This is a genomic window from Pseudomonas sp. DR208 (assembly GCF_019823005.1).
GTDB lineage: Bacteria > Pseudomonadota > Gammaproteobacteria > Pseudomonadales > Pseudomonadaceae > Aquipseudomonas > Aquipseudomonas extremorientalis.
The window spans coordinates 3,635,898-3,658,158 of sequence record NZ_CP081944.1; the positions used below are offsets into that span (position 1 = coordinate 3,635,898).

A 22,261-nucleotide genomic window follows, 5' to 3' on the forward strand; every position below is an offset into this window, starting at 1 on the left:
CTCCCCATGCTTATCGTTTACAACCCTGCTACCGGCGAAGAAGTCGGCCGCGTCGCCCAGAACACCACCCACCAGGTCAAGGCCGCCGTCGACCGTGCCTGCGCCGCCTTTCCCGCATGGTCGTCCAGGCTGGCCAAGGAGCGCAGCGACCTCCTGCGCCACTGGCATGACGCAGTCAAAGCCGACAAGGAAGCCTTCGCCGAATTGCTCTGCCGCGAAAACGGCAAATGCCTCAGTGAAGCCCGTGGCGAGATCGACTACGGCCTGGGCTTTATCGAGTGGTATGCCGAAGAGGCCAAGCGCGTGTACGGCGACACGATCCCCACCCATGACCGCAACGCCAATGTGCTGGTGACCAAGGAAGCCATCGGCCCGGTCGCCGCCATCACCCCATGGAACTTCCCGTTCATGATGATCACCCGCAAGGTCGCCACGGCCCTGGCCGCCGGTTGCACCATGGTGATCAAACCCGCCGAGGATACACCGCTGACGGCCTTCAAATTGCTGGAGTACGCACGCAAGGCTGGCATCCCGGAAGGCGTGCTGGAGGTGGTAGCGGGCGACCCCAGGGAGATCGGCCTGATCCTCACGGGCGACCCGCGTATCCGCAAGATCTCGTTTACCGGTTCCACCGACGTTGGCAAATTGCTTGCCGCACAATGCGCGGCAAGCATCAAGAAGATGACCCTGGAGCTGGGCGGCAACGCCCCGTTTATCGTGTTCCAGGACGCCGATCTGGATGAGGCGGTGAAGGGACTGGTCGGTGCCAAGCTGCGCAACTCCGGCCAGGTATGCATATCGCCGAACCGGATCTTTGTGCAGCACAGCATCCTCGAAGACTTCATCCAGCGCGTGAAGCATGCGGTGGCCGGGATCGAAGTGGACCAGGGCCTGCGTGAAGGTTTTGTGGTCGGCCCGCTGGTCAATCAAGCGGGCTTTGACAAGGTCGTGCGCCTGGTGGAAGCCGCCAAGGCTGCCGGAGCCAGCGTGCTGATGGGCGGCAGGCCCCACGCCAAGGGCGGCCTGTTCTACGAGCCGACGGTGTTGACCGGTTTGCGGGACGACTCCCCCCTGGCGACCGAGGAGATCTTCGGGCCGGTGTTCGCCATCTACTCGTTCAAGGACGAAGAAGAAGTGATCGCCCGCGCCAACCAGACGGAGTTCGGCCTGGTCGCCTATGCCTACACCAGCGCGCTGGGGCGGTCGTTGCGCCTGTCGCGCCAGTTGGAGGCCGGCATGGTGATTCTCAACTCAGGCTCGGTCGGCACCGCGTCGGTGCCGTTTGGCGGGATCAAGCAGTCCGGTTATGGCCGCGAAGGCAGCTATTACGGGATCGAAGAGTATGTGCAGGTGAAGTATGTGTTGATGGGCGGTGCGCATTTGTAGTGGATTTGCCCTCGTCAGGCGCGGATAGTTCGTCCCATTGACAGGACAATGGGCTGACCATGCAAGACCTCAACGACCTCTATTATTTCGCCAAAGTCGTCGATGCTGGCGGTTTCGCCGCCGCCGGCCGGCTGTTGGGAATTCCCAAGTCGCGGCTGTCGCGGCGCATCGCCGAGCTGGAAGAGCGCCTCGGTGCACGCCTGCTGCAACGTACCACCCGCCAGCTTACCCTCACCGCCGTCGGCGAACGCTACCTGCGCCATTGCCAGGCCATGTTGCTGGAGGCGGAAATGGCCGATGAGGCCGTGGCCAGCATGTCCAGCGAGCCCCGTGGGCGACTGCGGGTGAGCTGCCCGGTGGGCATGGCCCAGCACATCCTGCCGGAGCTGGTCGCCGGTTTTCTTGCCGCCCACCCTCAGGTGCAGTTGGAGATGACCCTGGTCAACCGCCGCGTCGACCTGGTGGCCGAAGGCATCGATGTGGCCTTGCGCGTGCGTGAGCTGGGCGATGAGGATCCGCTGTTGGTGACCAAACGCCTGCGCCAGGCCCAGACCGTGCTGGTGGCCAGCCCCGCACTGATGCTCGGGCGTCAGGTCACGACCCTGGACGACCTCAAGCAGCTGCCGATCCTCGGTGCACTGGAAGCGGACCGGCTGGTGCACCAGCGCATTCTCGATCCCCAGGGCAACGCCCACGAGCTGGCGATGGAAGCCCGCCTGGGTATCGACGACTTTATCGTGCGCAAAGCCAGCGCCATCATGGGCCTGGGTTTTACCGTACTGCCGATGATGTACTGTGAAGAGGAACTGGCAAATGGCCGGTTGGTGCAACTGTTGCCCGAATGGTCGTTGCCGGGCGGTTGGCTCCAGGCCGTCTACCCGCATCGGCGCGGCGTGCTGCCGGCGATCCGGGCCTGGATCGACTACCTCGAAGAAGGTTTCAAAGGCTGTGGAGACCGCTTGCTATGAAGATGACCGAAGCACAAGTCGCGGCGTTCTGCCTGGCGCTGCCCGGCGCGCGCGAAGACTACAAATGGGGCGGCGTACGGGTGTTCTCGATTGCCGGCAACAAGATGTTCGCCCTGCAAAACCTGCGCGGTGACTCGCTGGCGTTCAAGGTCGACAAGGAGCTGTTCCTCGGCCATGTGGATCGCCCCGGCATCCACCCGGCGCCGTACCTGGCGCGTGCACAGTGGATCATCATGAACACGCCCTACCCGCTGGGCGCCGAAGAACTGCGCGGCTTGTTGCAGCGTTCCCACCAGTTGGTGGTGAGCAAGTTGCCCAAGCGCACGCAGGTCGGGTTGCGGCTAGAAGACTGAGAGCAAGGTGCCGCCGAGGAACAACTGGTCCAGCCAGAACACCTCATGCAATAGCACGATCACCCAGAACAGCACTTGGTACGACACCTTGCGCGTCTTGTGCCGGAACACCTGCTGGGCAATCAACGCTCCCGGCCAGCCACCCGCCAGCTCCACGGCGTGCAGGATGTTTTCCGGGGTGCGCCAGCGGTCGGTCTGCGCTTTGCGCTTGTCGCTCCAGTACAGGAAAAACGCGATCACGCTGACGACACCATAGGCGGCCAGCGGGATCAGCGTCTCGCCGCGATACCAGACCAGCGCGGCCCCTATCAACGGCGGCGCGCACAACAGCGCGAAGATCGCCACCTTCAAACGCGGATACTGGATGTTCAAGGCTTGACCGCCGTCCAGTCGATCCAGCCGAACTGCCAGGTCGCCAGGATCAGCAGGCCGAATGCGATGCGGTACCAGGCAAATGCCGCGTAGCTGTGGCTGGCGATGAACTTGAGCAAGCCCTTGACCGCAATCATCGCGAAGATGAACGAGGTCACGAAGCCGATGGCGAACACCGGGAAATCCGCTGGCTGGAACAGGTCACGGTACTTGTAGCCCGAGTACAGCGCAGCACCGACCATGGTCGGCATGGCGAGGAAGAACGAGAACTCGGTCGCGGTTTTGCGCGACAGGCCGAACAGCAGGCCGCCAATGATGGTCGCACCGGAGCGCGACGTGCCGGGGATCATGGCCAGGCACTGGGCGAAGCCGATCTTGACCGCGTCTTTCCAGGTGATCTCGTCGACGGTGTTGGCGTGGCTATGGTGCTGACGCTGCTCGGCCCACAACATGATGATGCCACCTACCACCAAGGCGGTTGCCACGGTGATCGGGTTGAACAGGTAGTGCTTGATCAGGTCGGCGAAGATCACCCCCAACACCACTGCTGGCAACACGGCAATGATCAGGTTGATCGTAAAGCGCTGGGCATTGCGCTGGGTCGGCAAACCGATGACCACGTCGAGGATCTTGCGGCGAAACTCCCAGACCACGGCGAGGATCGCCCCCAGCTGGATGATGATATTGAAGGCTTCGAAACGCTCACCGCCGAAGCCGATCAAGTCGGCAACGATGATCTGGTGGCCGGTGCTGGAAATCGGCAGGAACTCGGTCAGCCCCTCCACAACGCCAAGAATCAATGCCTGTATGGCGGTCCAAAAATCCATGCTTCCCCCAAAGGTCTTGCTCTATGGCAAGCCTTATTGATCTTTTTAATGGTTCACTGACGACAAGACCCAGGGGTGACTCTCACACCCGGTACGCAAAAATCTTGTGAAAAATCAGACAGTACTCAGGTTTTCCGAATACAAGCCGAAAGCCTATCAGACAAGGCGGAAAAGTCGATGCAGCGCCCACAATTATAAAAAGCACGGAGTGACAGGACGATGAACAGTTTGCGCAATATGTCGATCAGCCGGCGCCTCTGGCTGATCCTGATAGTCGCCGTGCTGATGCTGCTGGCCCTGGGTTTATTGATGCTCAAGCAGATCCACGACGACCTTTACCAGGCCAAGCGCCAACAGACCCAACACGTGGTCCAGACCGCCAGCGGGATCCTGACGTTTTATCACGGCCTGGAAACTACCGGCGTCATGACCCGCGAAGCCGCCCAGAAACAGGCCCTGAGTGCCGTGCGCGGTTTGCGCTACGACCATGACGACTACTTCTGGATCAACGACCTCACGCCGGTGATGATCATGCACCCGGCCAACCCCAAGCTCGACGGCCAGAACCTCTCGGCCATCCGCGACCCCGACGGGTTTGCAGTGTTCAACGAATTCGTGAGCCTGGCCAAGGCCAAGGGCGCCGGCATCGTCAACTATCGCTGGCCGAAACCGGGTGCCGAAGCGCCGGTGGCCAAGACCTCGTATATCCAGTTGTTCGAGCCGTGGGGCTGGATCATCGGCTCCGGCGTGTACGTGGACGATGTGCAGGCCGAGTTCAGCGGCCAGGTGTGGAAAGCCTCGTTTATCGGCCTGGGTATCGCGGTGCTCATGGCATTGCTGGTGGCGCTGATCGCCCGCAGCATCGTGCGGCCGTTGCAGGATGCGGTGAACGCCATGGGCAACATCGCCAGCGGCGAAAGCGACCTGACCCGCAGCCTCGACACCCATGGCCAGGACGAAGTCACCCAACTGGCCCGGCACTTCAACAGCTTCACCGCCAAACTGCGCCAGGTGGTCAGCCAGTTGCAGGAATGCGCCAACGCCCTGGGCCAGTCGTCCCAGGAACTGGGCACCAATGCGACCCAGGCCCATGATCGCAGCCAGCAGCAGTCCCAGCAGATGGAGCTGGTGGCCACTGCCATCAACGAAGTCACCTACGGCGTGCAGGACGTAGCCAAGAACGCCGAACACGCCGCCAGCGAAATGCGCGACGCCCAGGCCCAGGCGCAACAAGGCCAGGTCAATATCGACGGCAGCCTGCAACAGATCGACCAGCTCTCCGGCACCATCAGCCAGGCGGTGGAGGTGATCCGTACCCTGTCCGCCGAAAGCACCCAGATCGGCAGCGTGCTCGAAGTGATCCGCTCGATCGCCGACCAGACCAACCTGCTGGCCCTCAACGCGGCAATTGAAGCGGCGCGTGCCGGCGAGCAAGGCCGCGGCTTTGCGGTGGTGGCCGATGAAGTGCGGCTGCTGGCCCAGCGTACACAAAAGTCCACCGCCGAGATCCAGGGCATGATCGAGCGCCTGCAGGGCCACTCGGAAGCGGCGGTCAAGGTGATCAGCGATAGCCACAGCGCCTCCCAACTGACCATCGAACAAGCCGGCCAGGCCGGGGCCAGCCTGACCGCCATAGGCCAGGCATTGCGCAACCTCAACGGCCTCAACGCCTCGATTGCCAGCGCGACGCTGCAACAGGCCCATGTGGTGGAAGACATCAACCAGAACGTCACCCAGGCGGCGGGGTTGTCCCACAGCACGGCACTGGCAGCGGAGCAGTCGAGTCTGGCAAGTGCACAGTTGCGTGGCCTGAGCGACCAGCTCGACGGCCTGCTACGCCAATTCAAAATCTGATGCTGCTTGTGGCGAGCGGGCTTACCACAGAGATAATGCCCGCAGCATTCTTCTTTGGTTACAATCCCCGCCCTCTCCCACTCTCCAAAGGAACCACCATGTCCGGGCTTGAACTGTTCGCCGCCGCCCTCGGGGTGATCGCGGTGTGGCTGACCGTCAAGCAAAACCCCTGGTGCTGGCCCATCGGCCTGGTCATGGTGCTGCTCTACACCTGGGTGTTCTTCGATGTGAAGCTCTATTCCGACATGCTCTTGCAGGTGGTCTACGCCGCACTGCAGGTCTACGGGTGGTGGCAGTGGACCCGCGCCGGCGAGGTCAAGCAAGGGCGACAGGTCACCAGCCTGGGAGTGCCGGCGATCATGGCCAGCCTGGCCGTGGGCGCAGTGGGCAGCCTGTTGCTCGGCGCCGCCATGGCGCACTGGACCGATGCCGCCCAGCCCTGGCTGGACGCCGCCCTCACCGGCTTCAGCCTGGTGGCGCAGATGTGGATGGCGCAGAAACGCGTGCAGTGCTGGCCACTGTGGATCGCAGTGGATGTGATCTTCGTCGGGCTGTTCCTCTACAAAGGCCTGTACCTTACCGCCGCGCTCTATGCACTGTTCACCGTGATCGCCGTGCAAGGCTGGCGTGAATGGCGCGCCGATCCGGCGTTGCACGCATGAAGGTGGTGGTACTGGCCGGCCCGGAATCCAGCGGCAAAAGCTGGCTGGCCGCAGAGTTGCAGGCGCATTTCGGCGGGTTGATGGTCGGTGAATACGTGCGCCATTTCATCGATCACCATCAGCGCGACACCACCCTGGCCGATATCCCGGCCATTGCCCGTGGTCAACTGGCCTGGGAAGACGCCGCCCGCGCCCAACAGCCTGCGCTGTTGATCCTCGACACGCATTTGCTGACCAACAAGCTCTGGAGCCAGACCCTGTTCGGCGACTACCCCGCCTGGCTCGACAGCGAACTGCTGGCCCGCCACTACGACCTGCACCTGCTGCTCTCGCCGGAAGATGTGGAATGGACCGCCGACGGGCAGCGCTGCCAGCCGGACCTGGCGGATCGCCGAGTGTTCTTCCGTGGCAGCCTGGAGTGGCTCGAGCACCATCAGCAGCCCGCCCTGGTGATTCGTGGTCATTGGGCACAGCGCCGCGCCACCGCGTTGGCCGCGGTTGAACAGCTACTCGCCGGCACGCTCCAGGTTGGCATTCACCCTTAGCAGCAACGCCAGCAAGGTCGCCTCTTCCTCTTCACTGAACCCCTCCAGCGCCTGCGCGCTGCCTTGCAGCATGATCGCGCGGGCAGCGGGCATGCGTTCGCGCGCCGCATCGGTCAGGGTAATCAAGCGGCTGCGTTTATCAGCCGGGTCAGCCACCCGCTCGATCATGCCGTCACGCTCCATACGGCCCAGCAACTGGGCCATGCTCGACTGCTCGACACGGGCAATGCGCACCAGTTCGGCCTGGGGCAAACCCTCGCTGTGCTTGAGCGCCGCCAGCACCGGAACCTGCGCGACAGCAAAGCCCAGCGCTCTCAGGCGACCTTCGTAGAGGCGGATGAAACCGCGGTTCGCCAGGCCGATCTGTTGCATGGGGTTTGGAGCAGGCGTTTGAGTCTTCATGAGGGCGTTGACTTTCCATAGGATCCTATGAACTAAATGTATAGGATCCTATAAACATCGCCAAGGACAATTTCATGAATACCTCATTGCGCATCGCCATCGTCGGCGCCGGCCCCGGCGGGTTGACCTTGGCGCGAATCCTTTACCGCCATGGCGTCCACGCCAGCGTCTTTGAACGTGAACGCAGCCCGCTGGAGCGTCCACAAGGTGGCACGCTGGACCTGCATGCCGAATCCGGCCAACTCGCCTTGCAGCGTGCCGGCCTGGAGGATGCATTCAAACGCATCGCCCGTTACGAAGACCAAGGCTCGCGCTTGATGGATCAGCACGGTCGCTTGCTGTTCGAAGCCCCCAACCCGGACGCAGGTGACCGCCCTGAAGTCGACCGTACCGCCTTGCGCCAGGCGCTGCTGGACTCACTGCCGCCAGACAGTGTGAGCTGGGGTGCCAGCGTCACCGGCGTTCGCCCGACCGGTGATGAACGTTGGACGCTGCATCAAGGCGCCCTCACCCACGGCCCCTTCGACCTGGTGGTGGGTGCCGACGGCGCCTGGTCGAAAATACGCCCGCTGCTGTCGACCTATCAGCCGCAATACAGCGGGTTGACCTTCATCGAGTTCGGCATCGACGATGCAGACCGTCAGCACCCGCACCTCGCCGCACTGGTTGGCCGAGGCACCCTGCAGGTTGCCGGCGAAGCCAGGGCGATCATCGTGCAGCGCAACGCCAACGCGCATTTGCGCGGCTATGCGATCTTTCGCGTACCGTCCGACTGGGGCGCCGATCACCTCAGCCTGCCCGCACTGAAAGCCCAGTTCCATGGCTGGCACCCGCAGGTATTGGCATTGTTTGATGCGGCGAACGAGACGCTACTGGCGAGACCGATCCACGCCCTGCCCGTCGGCCATCGCTGGTCCCACCGCCAGGGGTTGACGCTGATCGGCGATGCGGCCCATCTGATGTCGCCGTTTGGCGGCGAAGGGGTGAACGCGGCGATGCTGGATGCGGCCGAACTGGCGCAGCACCTGCTGGAGACACCCGACTGCTCATCAGCAGTGCAGGCCTATGAAAACCACATGTTCGAACGAGTGATACCGGCGGCCCAGGGCAGCGCCGAAGCCGCCGCCATCCAGTTATCCCACGACAGCCTGGCGCTGTCCCTGGCCCACCTGCATCACCACCTCACGCCTCAGTAGCCCAACGACAGCCCCGTATTGCGACGCGGGTCATTCGCCCCATAGAAGCGGTTGTTACCCACCGGCTTGCCATCCAGGGACGGCGCGCCCACCAGGATCGCCGCCAGGTGGTTGGCATCCTGCGGGCCGGCAAACTTGTGGCCCCAGCTTTCGAGGATCTTCTGGGTATCCGGGCTCACTGCAAACCGCTCGAGGTTGGTGGTTTCCGGCATCCACTGCTGGTGGAAACGCGGTGCGTCCACGGCTTCCTGGATGTTCATCTTGTAGTCGATGACATTCAGGATGGTCAGCAAGGTCGCCGTGATGATGCGACTGCCACCCGGCGTACCGACCACCATCACCGCCTTGCCATCCTTGGTCACGATGGTCGGGCTCATCGACGACAGCGGCGCCTTGCCCGGTGCGATGGCATTGGCTTCCCCCTGGACCAGGCCGTACATGTTCGGCACGCCGACCTTGACGGTGAAGTCGTCCATTTCATCGTTGAGGATCACCCCGGTCTTGCTCGCCATTACGCCCGCACCGAACCAGTCGTTGAGGGTGTAAGTGACCGACACCGCGTTGCCCCACTTGTCGACGATGGAGTAGTGAGTGGTGTTGTTGCCTTCATGGGGCGACACGCCCGGCTTGATCGCCTGGGAATCGCCAGCTTTTTGCGGTTCGATGGCGTCACGCAGTTTGGCCGCGTAGTTTTTGTCCAGCAGGTGCTCGATCGGGTTCTTCACGAAGTCCGGGTCGCCGAGGTAGCTGTTGCGGTCCACGTAGGCGTGGCGCATCGCTTCGATCTGGTAGTGCAGGCCCTGGGCCGAGTGATAGCCCAGGTCGGCCATCGGGTAGCCTTCGAGAATGTTCATGATCTGGCAGATCACTACGCCACCCGAGCTTGGAGGCGGTGCCGAGACCACGTGGTAGCCACGGTAGTCGCACTCGATAGGCGCCAGTTCGCGGGTCTTGTACTTGTCGAGGTCCGCCTGGGTGATGATGCCCTTGCCGGCCTGGCTGGAATCCACCAGCGCCTTGGCCACCCAGCCTTTATAGAAACCATCGCTGCCCTTGGCCGAGATTTCCTTGAGGGTCTTGGCCAGGTCTTTCTGCACCAGCTTCTGGCCGACCTGCATCGGCTGGCCGTTGTGCAGGAAGATTGCGCGCATGTCCTTGTCTTTTTCGAATTCGCCGGTGGCGGTGTGCAGCAAGTCGATATCGCCCTGCTCCAGGGCAAAGCCGTTTTCCGCCAGCTTGATCGCCGGGGCGATGACCTGGGCGCGCTTGAGGGTGCCGTATTTGCTCAGCGCCAGTTCCATGCCCGACACGGTGCCGGGGACGCCGACAGCCAGGTGGCCCTTGGCGCTAAGGCCGTCGATGACGTTGCCGTCCTTGTCCAGGTACATGTCGGCGGTCGCCGCCAACGGGGCTTTTTCGCGGAAGTCGAGGAAGGTCTTGCGCCCGTCCGCCAGTTGCACGGTCATGAAACCGCCGCCGCCCAGGTTACCCGCCGCCGGGTACACCACCGCCAGCGCATAGCCCACGGCGACGGCAGCGTCGACCGCATTACCGCCGGCCTTGAGCACGTCTACACCCACATGAGTGGCCAAATGCTGGGCCGTTACCACCATGCCGTTTTCACCGGCCACCGGGGCCTGGGAAGCGGCTTGCACACCACTGACGGTCAACACCAGGGCGGTGGCAATCAAGGTACGGCTGAAAGGTTGGTATTTCATCCATGGCTACTCTAGTTATTGAGACGCACCAAAATAGCCCGTTGCGGATTTAATCCCCAGCGCAATGGCGTTTTTATTACAGAACTTGTCGGTCATGGAACGGACGTGAAAAAGCCCATGCTATATTTCGCGCCCTGACTGTCCTGCAAGGCGCTCTGACATGGTGATCAAGAAGACCGGCATTCGCGCCCAACAGGCCGACCAGACCCGCGCGCGCATCCTCCAGGCGGCGGTCAAGGTGTTCACCCGTGACGGTTATTCCGGCGGGCGCGTCGACAGCATTTCCAAGGAAGCCGACTCCAACGACCGCATGCTTTATTACTATTTCGGCAGCAAGGAACACCTGTTCGTCTGCGTGCTGGAACACATCTATGAGCAGTTCAACCAAGCCGAAAGCAAGCTCAAGCTGGACCTGGACGCACCGGAGCAGGCCCTGCGCGACCTGGTGGCGTTTATCTGGAATTACTACGTCAAGCACCCGGAATTCGTGGCGATCCTGAGCATCGAGAACCTGCACCAGGGCAAGCATGCCCAGCAATCCGGCGAGATGCGCAGGTTGTCGGGGGAGGCCGTGGGCGTCTTGAAGCCGATCATCGAAGCCGGCCAGGCCCAGGGCGTGTTTCGCCAGGATGTCGACCTCAAGCACGTGTACTTGATGATCGCCTCGCTCTGCTACTTCTATAACTCCAACCGGCATACCCTCAGCTCATTCCTCGGTGAAGACCTGGCGAACAAAGGGCAGCAGCAGGATTGGCTGGGGTTTATCAGCGATTTAGTGGTACGCGGCGTCACCCCGACCTCCCTGTAAGAACCGAATCCAACTGTGGGAGAGGGCTTGCCCCCGATGGCGGTGCATCAGCCAGCCTATGTTTAGCTGACCCACCGCTATCGCGGGCAAGCCCCCTCCCACCTGTTTTACCCCATTGCGTCAATGGGTGCCGGGGTTGGCGCGCAGATGCGCCACCTTCTGCTCCAACCCCTTCCACTGCGGCGCATTCGGCGCAAATTGCCCGCGCAGATACGCCGCCAGATCCGCCACCTGGCTGTTCGACAGACTGTCCTTGAATCCCGGCATATACCCCAGGTCCTTGGTCGCCGGGTGGCTGATGCCTTGCAGAATCACCTTGATCAAGTTATCCGGCTGGTCGCTGTGCACATTGGTATTGGTCGCCAGCGACGGGCTCACCCCAAACAGCTTCGGCCCCAGCCCCTCGGCATGGCAGGCCTTGCATGAACCTTCAAATACGCGTCGGCCATTGGGATTCGGCACGCTGACGGCGGCCGCCACCTGGGCCTCGGCTGCGGCTTCGCCATTGAGCGACGCCAGGTACACCGCCATGGCGCGGATATCCGCCTTAGGCAGTTTGGACAATTCACTCACCACCGGTCCCATCGGGCCTGCGGCCACGCCATGGGCGTCGGAATAGCCGGTACTCAGGTAGGTGAACAACTGGTCTTCGGTCCATGGCGTCGGCGCCTTGGACAGGCCGGTCAGTGCCGGCGCTTCCCAGCCATCGACCATGCCCCCGGCCAGGAACGCCTTGCCGCCCTTCTCCGCTCCCATCACATTGCGAGGGGAATGACAGGCCGCACAATGCCCCAGGCCATTGACCAGGTAGTTGCCACGATTCCATTGCTCGCCACGCTCCGGCTGCGGGGTGATTTCACCACGTCGCAGGTTCAGTGCATTCCACCCCGCCATCAACGGCCTGATGTTGAACGGAAAGCCCATGGCATTCGGCGTCGGCGCCTGGCTCACTGGCGCCTGGGACATCAGGTAGGCATACAGCGCCTGCATGTCCGCATCGTTGATATTACGGAACGCCGTGTAGGGAAACGCCGGGTACAGGTTGCGCCCGTCGCGGCCAATGCCGTCGCGCATCGCACGCTCGAACGCCGGGTACGACCAGGCACCGATGCCGGTCTCCACGTCCGGGGTGATATTGCTGCTGTACAGCGTGCCGAAGGGGGTTTGCATCGCCAGCCCACCGGCATTGGTCGCGCCGCCCGGCGCCGTATGGCACACCGCGCAATCGCCGACTGCCGCGAGCAAGCGCCCGCGTTCCAGGGTGGCCTTGGACCAGGTGCCGGCGCTGGGCGGCGCAATCGGGGCGATTTCATTGTGGAACGGCCAGGCCGTCGCCAGCACCGCGCCCAGGGTGGCGAACAGTACGCCGAACCACCATTTGCGCCGTTTCTCCGGCGACTTGGCCGGCTCGCCCAGGGTACCGGCATTCAGCGCCGCCAACACCCGCTCCGGGGTGATCGGCAGCTCACGAAACCGAATGCCGGTGGCGTCGTAGATCGCATTGGCAATCGCCGCCGCGCTGGGCACCGACGCCGACTCGCCGGCGCCCATGGGCGGCTGGTCCTGGCGCGGCATCATCATCACGTCGATCTGCGGCACTTCAGGAAAGGTCAGGATCGGATAGCCGCCCCATTCTTTGCTCGCCACCGTCGACTCTTCAAAGGTCACGCGCTCCTTCAGCACACGGCTGGTGGACTGGATCACATTGCCGTGGATCTGATGCTGCACCCCGGCCGGGTTGATCATCATCCCTGAGTCATGGCCGATCACCACGCGGGTCACCGACACATCGCCGGTCTGCTTGTCGATGGCCACGTCCGCCACCCACGCCGCCCAGGCCGCGCCGAAACCGGGGAACTTGCTGTGGATGTAGCGCGCGTAGGCAAAGCCGCGGCCGCGCAGCAGATGGTCCTCATTGGCGGTTTGCATCGGCGCGGTGCGCGGCGTCCAGTTGGCGCGTTCGGCGGTGGATTTGACCAGGTCGATGGCGCGTTCGTCCTTGAGGTAGCGCAGGCGGTATTCCACCGGATCGACACCGGCGGCGAAGGCCAACTCATCGATATAGGATTCGTGGGCGAAGGTGTTGGGCAGCGCCGACACACCGCGCATCCACGACGCACGCACGATGGGCGCCATGTCGTTGATGGTCACGCGCATGTTGTCGATGTTGTAGGGCGGAATCGAGGTGCGGTCGCCCATCTCGAACATCGCCGCCACCGGTTCCACGCGGCCGGTCAGCAACAACGCCAGGGTTGGCGCGCCGTTGGAGGGGTAGCTGGTTTCAAAGTCGTAGGCGGCAATGCTGCCATCGGCGTTCAGGCCGCCATCCACATCCATCAACTGCGCAGTGCCCTTGGGCTCCCACAGGTGTTCCTGTTCACGGCTCAATTGCACGCGTACCGGTTTGCCGACCGCACGGGACAGCAACAAGGCATCGGCACACACATCATCCGCACAATTGCGCCCATAACAGCCGGCGGCTTCCATGCGGATCACATCGATCAGCGCCTCATCACACTCCAACAGCCACGCCAGGTCGGCGCGCAGCAGGTGCGGGTTCTGGCTGCCCGACCACACCCGGCTGCCGGCCGGCGAGTAATCCGCCACGCCACAGGAGGGGCCGATCGAGCCGTGCATCTGGTACGGCCACAGGTAACTGCGCGACATGCGCTGGCTGGCACCCGCCAGGGCTTCATCGACATTGCCCTGGTCAAGCACGGTGCGGCGCACGCGAGGGTTGTCGCGGATGGCCTGTTCGACATCGCGCATGTCCGGCAAGGCGTTGTTCCAGGGTTTCCAGTGCACCTGCAAGGCACTGGCGGCCTTGATCGCCTGCTCCTCACGCAACGCGACAACGCCGACAAAATCGCGGATGACCACCACCGCAACAATGCCGGGAATATGGGCGATGGACGACTCATCCACGCTCAACAGGCTGTTGCCGACAAAATCGCCGCAATCCAGCCCCGCATACGGTGGGCGGATCACCCGGCCATGGAGCATGCCCGGTACGCGCATGTCGTGCACGTAAGTCAGCTCACCGGTGGCCTTACCGGGGATATCCACCCGTGCGGCGCCCTTGCCCACCAGGCGATAGTCCTCAGTGGCCTTTAGCGGCGCGTCGCCGCTGATGCGCAGCTGGTCGTGCTGGCCGCTGACCAGTTCGCCATAGGTGGTGGTGCGCCCATCCGGCGCTTGAATAACGCCAGCCTCCACTGTCAGGCTGGCTGTACTCACGCCCCAGCGCCCCGCTGCCCGCGCCAACAGAAAACGCCGGGCTTCGGCAGCCGCGTTGCGCAGGGGGATTGCTGATATCTGCAACGTAGCGCTGGCAATAGTCGCGCCCTGGTTGGGCACGCGCTCGGTATCCCCGAGCACCATCTGCACCTGGTCCATCGCCAGGTCCAGTTCCTCGGCCACGATCTGCGCCAGCGACGTACGGATGCCGGTGCCCAGGTCCACATGGCCGTTGAACGCATACACCAGGCCGTCATCGTTGACTGCAATAAACAGCCCAAGCTCCTTGGGCTTGACCGTGGGCGTGCCACCCTTGGCCACCGGCCCCGAGGGCGGCAGCACATCATCGACGATCAACAGGACACCGGCCTTGGCCAGCCATTGGTCACGGGAAAGCGGAATGTTCGGCATGGTCATCACTCCACGGTCATCAGGCGGGCCGCACGCAGCACAGCACGCAGGATTTCGATATGGGTGCCGCAGCGGCAGAGGTTGCCCGACAGCTCGTTGCGCACCTGGGCTTCGCTGGGGTTGGGGTTACGGTCGAGCAAGGCCTTGGCGGTCATGATCATGCCGTTGAGGCAGTAGCCACATTGCGCGGCCTGCTCGTCGATAAAGGCTTGTTGTACCGGGTGCGGCGCCTGGCGCGTGCCCAGGCCTTCGAGGGTGACAATCTCGCGGCCCACGGTCCCCGACAACGGAAACACGCAGGCGCGCGCCGCCGCCCCATCGATGATCACAGTGCAGGCACCGCACTCCCCCAGGCCACAGCCATATTTGGGACCATTGAGTTCCAGGTCATTGCGCAGCACCAGCAACAGCGGCGTGTCCGCCATGGCGCTGACTTCGTGTGTTTGCCCGTTGACCTCAAGCGCTACTGTGATGTGCTGGCTGATCATGTGCTTCGCCCGTAACAGTTGATGAAGTACTCACTACATTAAACAGCCAAAAAAAAGCGTCGCGAACCTGGGGCCTCGCGACACACTTGACTGGTGAAGTGTTTACTACACGAACTTAGAGCAAGATCGGTGCCAGGGGATGTTGTGGCGAGCGGGGATGTTGTGGTGAGGGGGGCGACCACCCCAATCAGTCCTGGGGATCGTCAATCATCTTGCGCAGCAGGAACAGCACCGCCACCCGTTCGGCGGGGTTGAGATTGCTCATGGTCAATTCGCTGATCTGGGCGGCACGGGGCGTGGTCTGGGCGACCAGTTCGGCGCCTGCCGGGGACAGATCCACCACCACCTTGCGCTTGTCCTGCGGGTCCGGTTCCAGGCTGATCAGTGCCTTGGCCTTGAGCCGCTCGACGATCCCACGGATGGTCGCCTGGTCCACCGCAGTCGCCTTGACCAACTCGGTCAGCGAACTTGCACCGTGATCGCGCAGTGCGCACAGGGTCACGAACTGCACGGCGGTGAGCTGGGAGTCGCCGACATTCTGCTGAAAAATCGCCAGGTGGCGCTGGTAGGCCTTGCGCAGCAGGTGGCCAACTTGTTCAGAAAAGACGTAGGAATCAGGCACGGCTTGGCTCGGTGGATGGTTAAGGTGGGGACGCATGATACTCCATCCCCACACCGGTGATCAGCGCGCGCGCGAAGCTTGCGGCGCAACCACATCCCCTGCAATCACGACGGCCTCATCATCCAGGTACACATCGCAATTGCGCAGCGGAATGTCCATATGGCACGGCGTCTTGCGTGTCCCGCCCACCTCGGTGTTCGGCCCGGTGGAGAACAGGAAATTGCCATAGAACGCCCGCGCATCCATGCACATGCCGTCGTTCTTGTCGTGCAGGCCCATGGCGGTCCACTGTGCCCGTGGCTGCAGGCCCCAGCCGATATGGGAGATGCCGTACACCTCGGGGTCGTTGAAGTACTTCATGTAGTCACGCAGGTACTCGGCCTCAAACCCCCCGTGGATCTTCGTGATGAAGCCCTTCTCGATCTCCAGGGTGATCTTCTCGCGGGTGTAGGTCTTGAAGGGCAGCAGGATGTCGCCGATGTCCAGCACCAGCACGCCCTCGGCGGTTTCTTCGTTGGGCCATGAAAACAGGAAACCGCTGGGCCAGTGGTCCCAGCGCCCCGGTTCATCGGCAAAGCCGTATTCGGTCACGGAGGGGTATTGCCCCAGGGCGGCACGGAAGTCACTGCCGGCGCGGGATTTGACATGGATCGAACGCGCCTTCTTCAACAACTGCTCGGCCGCCAGCACACGCACCTTGTCCTCTTCGGTGGGCAGCATGCGCGCCAGCACTTCCGGAGGTTCCACGGCCAGCAGGATGCGCGTGCCGGTCTTGAGGATCTGCTCCTGCTCCGGCGAGTGCAGCAGCATCATGGTGTCGACGATCAGATCCGCCGCCTCCAGGGCGCGCTGGGCGGCGATATTACCGGTGAGCGCGGTGTCGCCGCAGTAGGCGGTCATGTCGTTGCCCATGGCCTTGGGATGGTTGAACGATGGCAACTCCACCGCATACACCTTGGCCCCCAGGCGCTGCGCGGCGTCCATCGCGGCGCGCACGGTGCGCGGGTCGGAATAATGGCTCTTGAGCACGGCGACGCTCTGGGTCGGGTCGACCCTGGACAGCTTCAACACGTGCTCGAACATCTGGGTCAATTCGCAATCGCTTACCGGCATTTTCCTGTCTCCTGTGGGCCCGCACCAAGTTCAGGCACTGCGCTTCACTCTAGTGCACTTTTATAGCGTATACGCCATTTAATAACGATAAGACCCGAATTGCGAACAGACTGCAAGCGGCGCGCCACAACGTTACCTATCGGAACAACTCCAATATTAATTGGCTACATGTCGTTACACAGGAGCCGTACGGCCAGAAAATAATTTTTCAGAGACAGGCTTCCCATTTCAAAAAATGAGCGTATACACTTTAAAAACCTTGCGGACAGACGCCGCCGAAAATCACAAAGACAGAGGAATACGCCCCATGGGAAGCACGCAAAAAATCGCCATCGTCGGCGCAGGCCTGGGCGGTGCCGCCGCTGCCACCCTGTTGCAGCAAGCCGGCTTCGACGTGAATGTATATGAGCAGGCGCCGGAGTTTTCCCGATTGGGCGCGGGGATCCACATGGGCCCCAATATCATGAAAATCTTTCGCCGCATGGGCATCGAAAAGCAGTTGGACCTGATGGGCTCGCACCCCGAGCACTGGTTCAGCCGCTGCGGCGAAACCGGCGACTACCTCTCGCGCATCCCGCTCACCGGCTACGGCGCGTCCTACATCACGGTGCACCGTGGCGACCTGCATGCGCTGCAAATGTCCACCCTCAAGCCCGGCACCCTGCACTTCAACAAGCGCCTGGAAAGCCTCGAGGAAACCGACACCCAGGTGCGCCTGACCTTCGCCGACGGCCAGGTGACCTACGCCGACATCGTGATCGGCGCCGACGGCATCAATTCCAAGATCCGCGAAGAACTGCTGGGCGTGGAAAAACCGCTGTACAGCGGCTGGGTCGCACACCGCGCACTGATCCGTGGCGACCAGCTCGCCAAGTACGACTTGAAGTTCGAAGACTGCATCAAGTGGTGGACCGAGGACCGCCACATGATGGTCTACTACACCACCGGCAAACGCGACGAGTACTACTACGTGACCGGCGTACCCCACGCCGAATGGGACTTCCAGGGCGCGTTCGTCGACAGCAGCCGCGAAGAGATGTTCGATGCCTTCAAGGGCTACCACCCCACTGTGCAAGCCTTGATCGAATCCACCGACAGCGTGACCAAATGGCCGCTGCGCAACCGCAACCCACTGCCGCTGTGGAGCCGTGGTCGCCTGGTACTGCTCGGCGACGCCTGCCACCCGATGAAACCGCATATGGCCCAGGGCGCCGGCATGGCCATCGAAGACGCCGCCATGCTCACCCGCTGCCTGCAGGAAACCGGCATCAGCGACTACCGCACCGCCTTCGAGCTGTACGAAGCCAACCGCAAGGAACGTGCCTCCCGGGTGCAGGCAGTGTCCAACGCCAACACCTGGCTGCGCACCCAGGAAGACCCGGCCTGGGTCTACGGCTATGACCTGTACGCCCAGGAACTGAAATCGGGGGTGGCCGCGTGAGCACCTTCCTCTACGGTGGCAACGTGCAGGCCAACGGCATCCGCCAGCATTACTTGCGTTACGGCGGCAAAGGCCCGGCGTTGATCCTGATCCCGGGCATCACCAGCCCGGCGATCACCTGGGGGTTCGTCGCGGAGCGCCTGGGCGCACAGTTCGACACCTATGTGCTGGACGTGCGCGGTCGCGGGCTGTCCTCCACCGGCCCCGAACTCGACTACAGCGCGGACACCTGCGCCGACGACATCGGTGCCTTTGCCGATGCGCTGAACCTGGACAGCTACCACCTGATGGGCCATTCCATGGGCGCCCGTTTTGCCGTACGCAGTGCGGTCAAACATCCGCAGGGCGTGAAGCGCGTGGTGCTGATCGACCCGCCGGTGTCTGGCCCGGGTCGGCGTGAGTACCCGAGCAAACTGCCGTGGTACGTGGATTCGATCCGCCAATCCCTGGTCGGCATGGATGCCGAGGCGATGCGCGCCTTCTGCGCCACCTGGACCGACGAACAACTGCAACTGCGTGCCGAATGGCTGCACACCTGTTTTGAGCCCGCCATCGTGCGCGCCTTCAATGATTTTCACACCGTGGATTTCCACCAGGACCTGCCCCACCTCAAGGCGCCTGCGCTGTTGATGGTGGCCGGTCGCGGCGGGGTGATCCTCGATGAGGACATTGCCGAAATCCAGGGCCTGCAACCGCGTATCCAGGTCGCCCGCGTACCCAACGCCGGGCACATGATTCCGTGGGATGACTTCGACGGTTTCTTCCACGCCCTCGGCGACTTCCTCACACTATAAAAACGGAGACCACCATGCAGAAGCCTTACCGCATCGGCCAGATCGTGCCGAGCTCCAACACCACCATGGAAACCGAAATCCCGGCGATGCTCACCGCGCGCCAGGCGATCCGTCCCGAGCGTTTTACCTTTCACTCCAGCCGCATGCGCATGAAGCAGGTATGCAAGGAAGAACTGGCGGCCATGGACGGTGAGTCCGACCGTTGCGCCGTCGAGTTGTCCGACGCCAAGGTAGACGTGCTGGGTTATGCGTGCCTGGTGGCGATCATGGCCATGGGGCTGGGGTATCACCGCAACTCCGAACAACGCCTGCGCAAGGCCACTGCCGACAACGATGCCAACGCCCCGGTCATCACCAGCGCCGGTGCCTTGATCGAGGGCCTGAAAGTCATGGGCGCCAAGCGCATCGCGATTGTTGCACCGTACATGAAGCCGTTGACCGAACTGGTGGTGAACTACATCCGCGAAGAAGGCTTTGACGTGGTGGACTGGCGCGCCCTGGAGATCCCCGACAACCTCGAAGTGGCCCGCCACGACCCGGCCAACCTGCCGGCCATCGTCGCCGGCATGAACCTGGAAGGTGTCGACGTGATCGTGCTGTCCGCCTGCGTGCAGATGCAGTCGCTGCCGGTGGTGGCCAAGGTCGAGGCGCAAACCGGCAAGCCGGTGCTCACAGCCGCTATCGCGACGACCTACGCCATGCTCAAGGCCCTGGACCTGGAACCCATCGTGCCCGGCGCGGGTGCCCTGCTCTCCGGCGCCTATTAATGTGTGGCGAGCGGGCTTCTGTGGCAAGCGGGCTAGTTGTGGCGAGCGGGCTTGCCCCGCGTTGGGCTGCGAAGCGGCCCAAAAAAAAGCGGGAGCGCTACGCACTCCAACGCGGGACAAGCCCGCTCGCCACAAGGTAAGTGCACTGTCCAGAAATGAGGGGGTTAAACGATGAGCGAACAATCCGCCGACGCCAATTACCAGGGCGTATGGGGCAACCGCATCGGCTTTGGCAAAAAGGCCGCGCTGTTGATGATCGACTTCATGCAAGGCTACACCACCGAAGGCGCGCCGCTGTTCGCGCCGGGTGTGGTCACGGCCGTGGCTGAAAGCGTGGAGCTGCTGGCCAGCGCACGCCAGCACGGGATTGCAGTCGTCCACACCAATATCCGCTACCATCCCGGCCATTTCCTGGATGGAGGCATATGGGTCAAGAAGGCCCCGGTGATGAAAGACATGGTCGAAGGCAACCCACTGGCCGCGTTCTGCGCCGAGGTACTGCCCCAGGCCGATGAAGTGGTGATCACCAAACAGTACGCCAGTGCGTTTTTCGGCAGCAGCCTGGCGCCGATGCTGCATGCACAGGGCATCGACACCGTGGTACTGGCCGGTTGTTCCACCAGCGGCTGCATCCGCGCCACGGCGGTGGATGCAGTGCAACACGGGTTTCGCACCATCGTCGTGCGCGAATGCGTCGGCGACCGGCACCCGGCCCCCCATGAAGCCAATCTGTTCGATATCGACAGCAAGTATGGCGACGTGGTGAGCAAGCAGGAGGCGATGCGCAAATTCAGGGAGCAATAAACGGTACCGAGAATCGCGCCATAGAGTGCGGTCTCGCCTAAAACTGGGGTACACGCCCCAGTCTTCTGACACTGCCTTTGGACGTCGCTTCTACAGCACTCCGAAGTGCTGGAACAAAAGCGGCTGTATAAAAACCATAAGTCACCGCCAGGAGACACCCCATGCCCATTGCGAATGCAGCGCCGGCGACCACGGTCGCCGATCCCGTCAACACGCTTTACCACAAGATCACCTGGAAACTGATTCCGTTCCTGTGCTTCTGTTATCTGGCCGCCTATCTGGACCGGATCAATATCGGTTTCGCCAAATTGCAAATGCTCGACCAGTTGCAGTTCAGCGAAACCGCGTTCGGCCTCGGTGCCGGCCTGTTCTTTGTCGGCTACATCATCTTTGAAGTGCCAAGCAACCTGGTGCTGGAACGGGTCGGCGCGAAGATCTGGATCGCGCGCATCATGATCACCTGGGGCCTGCTCTCGGCCTGCACCATGCTGGTCACCTCCACCACCCAGTTCTACATCCTGCGCTTTCTGCTCGGCGCGGCCGAAGCGGGCTTTCTGCCGGGCGTGCTGTACTACCTGACCACCTGGTTCCCCACCCACCGACGGGGGCGCATCATCGCGCTGTTCATGATCGGCCTGCCGCTGTCCAGCGTGATCGGCGGCCCGCTGTCCGGCTGGATCATGGGCCATTTCGACCACATCGGCGGTCTGCGCGGCTGGCAGTGGCTGTTCCTGATCGAGGCGGTGCCCAGCGTATTGCTCGGCGTACTGACCTTCTGGGCGCTGCCCAACACCTACCAGCAAGCCAAATGGCTGTCGGACGAGGAAAAGGCCCTGCTGGAAACCGAACTGCACAAGGACGACGCCGATGGCACCGCCAGCAAGCACAGCTTCCGCGACGGGTTCTTCAACCTCAAGGTGTGGATGCTCGGCGGTATCGACTTCTCGATCCTGCTCAGCGCCTACGCCATGGGTTTCTGGATGCCGACATTCATCCGCAACGCCGGGGTCACCGACACCTTCCATATCGGTGTGCTCACCGCCTTGCCGAGCGTCGCCGCCCTGCTCGGCATGCTGTTGATCGGCGCCAGTTCCGACAAACACCGCGAACGCCGCTGGCACATCATCGTGCCGTTTTTCATCGGCGCGGCGGCGATGGCCACCAGCACCTTCTTCACCCATAACGTAGCGGCCACCGTGGCGCTGTTCGCGATTGCCTCGGCGGCGATCATCGGCGCGGTGCCGGTGTTTTTCAGCCTGCCGGCGACGTTCCTCAAAGGCACCGCGGCGGCCACCGGCTTTGCCCTGGCCTGTTCGGTGGCGAATATTGCCGGTCTGGTGAGCAACTCGTTGATGGGCGTTGCGATTGACGTCACAGGCAGCAGTGCGGGTGCCTTGTGGTTTTTCGCCGGCTGCCTGATTCTCAGCAGCTTCCTGGTCATCGCCTTGCCGGCGAAACTGGTGAACCGTTGATAACCCCAATTATTCCGGATG

The 22,261-nt window shown here is 62.7% G+C and carries 21 protein-coding genes; 13 read left to right on the forward strand and 8 right to left on the reverse strand.

Annotated elements, in window-relative coordinates; all coding sequences use genetic code 11:
* The first annotated feature begins 6 nt into the window (after positions 1 to 6).
* Genes K5K89_RS16615 through K5K89_RS16625 form a run of 3 tightly spaced genes read left to right on the forward strand, consistent with a single transcriptional unit; the run spans position 7 to position 2,707 of the window.
* Complete coding sequence (locus K5K89_RS16615) at positions 7 to 1,386, forward strand: NAD-dependent succinate-semialdehyde dehydrogenase (RefSeq protein WP_222539829.1); 1,380 nt, start codon at positions 7 to 9, stop codon at positions 1,384 to 1,386.
* Positions 1,387 to 1,445: 59 nt separating this feature from the next.
* Entirely contained in the window at positions 1,446 to 2,354 is a 909-nt protein-coding gene (locus K5K89_RS16620; protein ID WP_071488441.1) for a LysR substrate-binding domain-containing protein, read from the forward strand.
* Positions 2,351 to 2,707: an MmcQ/YjbR family DNA-binding protein gene (locus K5K89_RS16625; RefSeq protein ID WP_093120936.1), complete on the forward strand. Its 357-nt coding sequence runs from the start codon at positions 2,351 to 2,353 to the stop codon at positions 2,705 to 2,707. The genes K5K89_RS16620 and K5K89_RS16625 overlap by 4 nt, the downstream gene beginning before the upstream one ends.
* Here the strand turns inward: K5K89_RS16625 and K5K89_RS16630 are convergent.
* Positions 2,696 to 3,079: a DUF1294 domain-containing protein gene (locus K5K89_RS16630; protein WP_222539830.1), complete on the reverse strand. Its 384-nt coding sequence runs from the start codon at positions 3,077 to 3,079 to the stop codon at positions 2,696 to 2,698. The genes K5K89_RS16625 and K5K89_RS16630 overlap by 12 nt on opposite strands.
* The gene (locus tag K5K89_RS16635; protein ID WP_222539831.1) at positions 3,076 to 3,906 is read right to left on the reverse strand and encodes an undecaprenyl-diphosphate phosphatase; all 831 of its coding nucleotides are present in this window, start codon (positions 3,904 to 3,906) and stop codon (positions 3,076 to 3,078) included. The genes K5K89_RS16630 and K5K89_RS16635 overlap by 4 nt, the downstream gene beginning before the upstream one ends.
* Before the next feature lie 219 nt (positions 3,907 to 4,125).
* Here K5K89_RS16635 and K5K89_RS16640 point away from each other — a divergent pair, with 219 nt between their 5' ends.
* The 3 genes from K5K89_RS16640 to K5K89_RS16650 all read left to right on the forward strand — a co-directional run bounded on the left by K5K89_RS16640 (position 4,126) and on the right by K5K89_RS16650 (position 6,967).
* Positions 4,126 to 5,760, forward strand: a complete 1,635-nt coding sequence (locus K5K89_RS16640) for a methyl-accepting chemotaxis protein (RefSeq protein WP_071488444.1) — start codon at positions 4,126 to 4,128, stop codon at positions 5,758 to 5,760.
* Positions 5,761 to 5,858: 98 nt separating this feature from the next.
* Positions 5,859 to 6,422, forward strand: coding sequence for a nicotinamide riboside transporter PnuC (gene pnuC, locus K5K89_RS16645; RefSeq protein WP_010210641.1), 564 nt, complete (start codon positions 5,859 to 5,861; stop codon positions 6,420 to 6,422).
* The gene (locus tag K5K89_RS16650) at positions 6,419 to 6,967 is read left to right on the forward strand and encodes an AAA family ATPase (protein WP_222541722.1); all 549 of its coding nucleotides are present in this window, start codon (positions 6,419 to 6,421) and stop codon (positions 6,965 to 6,967) included. Before pnuC ends, K5K89_RS16650 begins: the two co-directional genes overlap by 4 nt.
* Here K5K89_RS16650 and K5K89_RS16655 read toward each other — a convergent pair.
* A complete protein-coding gene (locus tag K5K89_RS16655) occupies positions 6,929 to 7,369 on the reverse strand; it encodes a MarR family winged helix-turn-helix transcriptional regulator (RefSeq protein WP_222539832.1) in 441 nt (146 codons plus the stop codon). The genes K5K89_RS16650 and K5K89_RS16655 overlap by 39 nt on opposite strands.
* Positions 7,370 to 7,443: 74 nt before the next feature.
* Between K5K89_RS16655 and K5K89_RS16660 the strand changes: the two genes are divergently transcribed.
* Entirely contained in the window at positions 7,444 to 8,565 is a 1,122-nt protein-coding gene (locus tag K5K89_RS16660) for an FAD-dependent oxidoreductase (protein WP_222539833.1), read from the forward strand.
* Here the strand turns inward: K5K89_RS16660 and ggt are convergent.
* The gene (ggt, locus tag K5K89_RS16665) at positions 8,559 to 10,283 is read right to left on the reverse strand and encodes a gamma-glutamyltransferase (RefSeq protein ID WP_071488448.1); all 1,725 of its coding nucleotides are present in this window, start codon (positions 10,281 to 10,283) and stop codon (positions 8,559 to 8,561) included. The two genes, K5K89_RS16660 and ggt, sit on opposite strands and share 7 nt — an antisense overlap.
* A 160-nt stretch (positions 10,284 to 10,443) precedes the next feature.
* On the opposite strand from ggt, the gene K5K89_RS16670 reads away from it, so the two are divergent.
* The gene (locus tag K5K89_RS16670) at positions 10,444 to 11,091 is read left to right on the forward strand and encodes a TetR/AcrR family transcriptional regulator (protein ID WP_092250217.1); all 648 of its coding nucleotides are present in this window, start codon (positions 10,444 to 10,446) and stop codon (positions 11,089 to 11,091) included.
* A 120-nt stretch (positions 11,092 to 11,211) separates the two neighbouring features.
* On the opposite strand, the gene K5K89_RS16675 is transcribed toward K5K89_RS16670, so the two are convergent.
* The 4 genes from K5K89_RS16675 to K5K89_RS16690 form a co-directional block, all read right to left on the reverse strand.
* Positions 11,212 to 14,745, reverse strand: a complete 3,534-nt coding sequence (locus tag K5K89_RS16675) for a molybdopterin cofactor-binding domain-containing protein (protein WP_222539834.1) — start codon at positions 14,743 to 14,745, stop codon at positions 11,212 to 11,214.
* Positions 14,745 to 15,227, reverse strand: coding sequence for a (2Fe-2S)-binding protein (locus K5K89_RS16680; protein WP_092250224.1), 483 nt, complete (start codon positions 15,225 to 15,227; stop codon positions 14,745 to 14,747). The genes K5K89_RS16675 and K5K89_RS16680 overlap by 1 nt, the downstream gene beginning before the upstream one ends.
* A gap of 187 nt (positions 15,228 to 15,414) precedes the next feature.
* Positions 15,415 to 15,849 (reverse strand): MarR family winged helix-turn-helix transcriptional regulator, encoded by a 435-nt coding sequence (locus K5K89_RS16685; RefSeq protein WP_092250227.1) that lies wholly within the window; start codon positions 15,847 to 15,849, stop codon positions 15,415 to 15,417.
* Between the two features lie 60 nt (positions 15,850 to 15,909).
* A complete protein-coding gene (locus K5K89_RS16690) occupies positions 15,910 to 16,962 on the reverse strand; it encodes a 2,5-dihydroxypyridine 5,6-dioxygenase (protein WP_071488452.1) in 1,053 nt (350 codons plus the stop codon).
* A 307-nt stretch (positions 16,963 to 17,269) separates the two neighbouring features.
* Here K5K89_RS16690 and K5K89_RS16695 point away from each other — a divergent pair, with 307 nt between their 5' ends.
* The 5 genes from K5K89_RS16695 (at position 17,270) to K5K89_RS16715 (ending at position 22,240) form a co-directional block, all read left to right on the forward strand.
* Positions 17,270 to 18,403, forward strand: a complete 1,134-nt coding sequence (locus tag K5K89_RS16695) for an FAD-dependent monooxygenase (RefSeq protein ID WP_058426136.1) — start codon at positions 17,270 to 17,272, stop codon at positions 18,401 to 18,403.
* A complete protein-coding gene (locus K5K89_RS16700) occupies positions 18,400 to 19,197 on the forward strand; it encodes an alpha/beta fold hydrolase (RefSeq protein ID WP_222539835.1) in 798 nt (265 codons plus the stop codon). The genes K5K89_RS16695 and K5K89_RS16700 overlap by 4 nt, the downstream gene beginning before the upstream one ends.
* A 14-nt stretch (positions 19,198 to 19,211) precedes the next feature.
* Entirely contained in the window at positions 19,212 to 19,964 is a 753-nt protein-coding gene (locus K5K89_RS16705; protein WP_222539836.1) for an Asp/Glu racemase, read from the forward strand.
* 171 nt (positions 19,965 to 20,135) lie between these two features.
* Positions 20,136 to 20,768, forward strand: coding sequence for an N-carbamoylsarcosine amidohydrolase (locus K5K89_RS16710; RefSeq protein WP_058426134.1), 633 nt, complete (start codon positions 20,136 to 20,138; stop codon positions 20,766 to 20,768).
* A gap of 161 nt (positions 20,769 to 20,929) precedes the next feature.
* A complete protein-coding gene (locus K5K89_RS16715; protein WP_071489532.1) occupies positions 20,930 to 22,240 on the forward strand; it encodes an MFS transporter in 1,311 nt (436 codons plus the stop codon).
* Positions 22,241 to 22,261: the final 21 nt, after the last annotated feature.

What these genes read in the sequence shown, in the direction of transcription:
- K5K89_RS16615 (WP_222539829.1), top strand. Translation starts at nt 7, where the DNA reads ATGCTTATCGTTTACAACCCTGCTACCGGCGAAGAAGTCGGCCGCGTC.
- K5K89_RS16620 (WP_071488441.1), top strand. Translation starts at nt 1,446, where the DNA reads ATGCAAGACCTCAACGACCTCTATTATTTCGCCAAAGTCGTCGATGCT.
- K5K89_RS16625 (WP_093120936.1), top strand. Translation starts at nt 2,351, where the DNA reads ATGAAGATGACCGAAGCACAAGTCGCGGCGTTCTGCCTGGCGCTGCCC.
- K5K89_RS16635 (WP_222539831.1), bottom strand. Translation starts at nt 3,906, where the DNA reads ATGGATTTTTGGACCGCCATACAGGCATTGATTCTTGGCGTTGTGGAG.
- K5K89_RS16640 (WP_071488444.1), top strand. Translation starts at nt 4,126, where the DNA reads ATGAACAGTTTGCGCAATATGTCGATCAGCCGGCGCCTCTGGCTGATC.
- pnuC (WP_010210641.1), top strand. Translation starts at nt 5,859, where the DNA reads ATGTCCGGGCTTGAACTGTTCGCCGCCGCCCTCGGGGTGATCGCGGTG.
- K5K89_RS16650 (WP_222541722.1), top strand. Translation starts at nt 6,419, where the DNA reads ATGAAGGTGGTGGTACTGGCCGGCCCGGAATCCAGCGGCAAAAGCTGG.
- K5K89_RS16655 (WP_222539832.1), bottom strand. Translation starts at nt 7,369, where the DNA reads ATGAAGACTCAAACGCCTGCTCCAAACCCCATGCAACAGATCGGCCTG.
- K5K89_RS16660 (WP_222539833.1), top strand. Translation starts at nt 7,444, where the DNA reads ATGAATACCTCATTGCGCATCGCCATCGTCGGCGCCGGCCCCGGCGGG.
- ggt (WP_071488448.1), bottom strand. Translation starts at nt 10,283, where the DNA reads ATGAAATACCAACCTTTCAGCCGTACCTTGATTGCCACCGCCCTGGTG.
- K5K89_RS16670 (WP_092250217.1), top strand. Translation starts at nt 10,444, where the DNA reads ATGGTGATCAAGAAGACCGGCATTCGCGCCCAACAGGCCGACCAGACC.
- K5K89_RS16675 (WP_222539834.1), bottom strand. Translation starts at nt 14,745, where the DNA reads ATGACCATGCCGAACATTCCGCTTTCCCGTGACCAATGGCTGGCCAAG.
- K5K89_RS16680 (WP_092250224.1), bottom strand. Translation starts at nt 15,227, where the DNA reads ATGATCAGCCAGCACATCACAGTAGCGCTTGAGGTCAACGGGCAAACA.
- K5K89_RS16690 (WP_071488452.1), bottom strand. Translation starts at nt 16,962, where the DNA reads ATGCCGGTAAGCGATTGCGAATTGACCCAGATGTTCGAGCACGTGTTG.
- K5K89_RS16695 (WP_058426136.1), top strand. Translation starts at nt 17,270, where the DNA reads ATGGGAAGCACGCAAAAAATCGCCATCGTCGGCGCAGGCCTGGGCGGT.
- K5K89_RS16705 (WP_222539836.1), top strand. Translation starts at nt 19,212, where the DNA reads ATGCAGAAGCCTTACCGCATCGGCCAGATCGTGCCGAGCTCCAACACC.
- K5K89_RS16710 (WP_058426134.1), top strand. Translation starts at nt 20,136, where the DNA reads ATGAGCGAACAATCCGCCGACGCCAATTACCAGGGCGTATGGGGCAAC.
- K5K89_RS16715 (WP_071489532.1), top strand. Translation starts at nt 20,930, where the DNA reads ATGCCCATTGCGAATGCAGCGCCGGCGACCACGGTCGCCGATCCCGTC.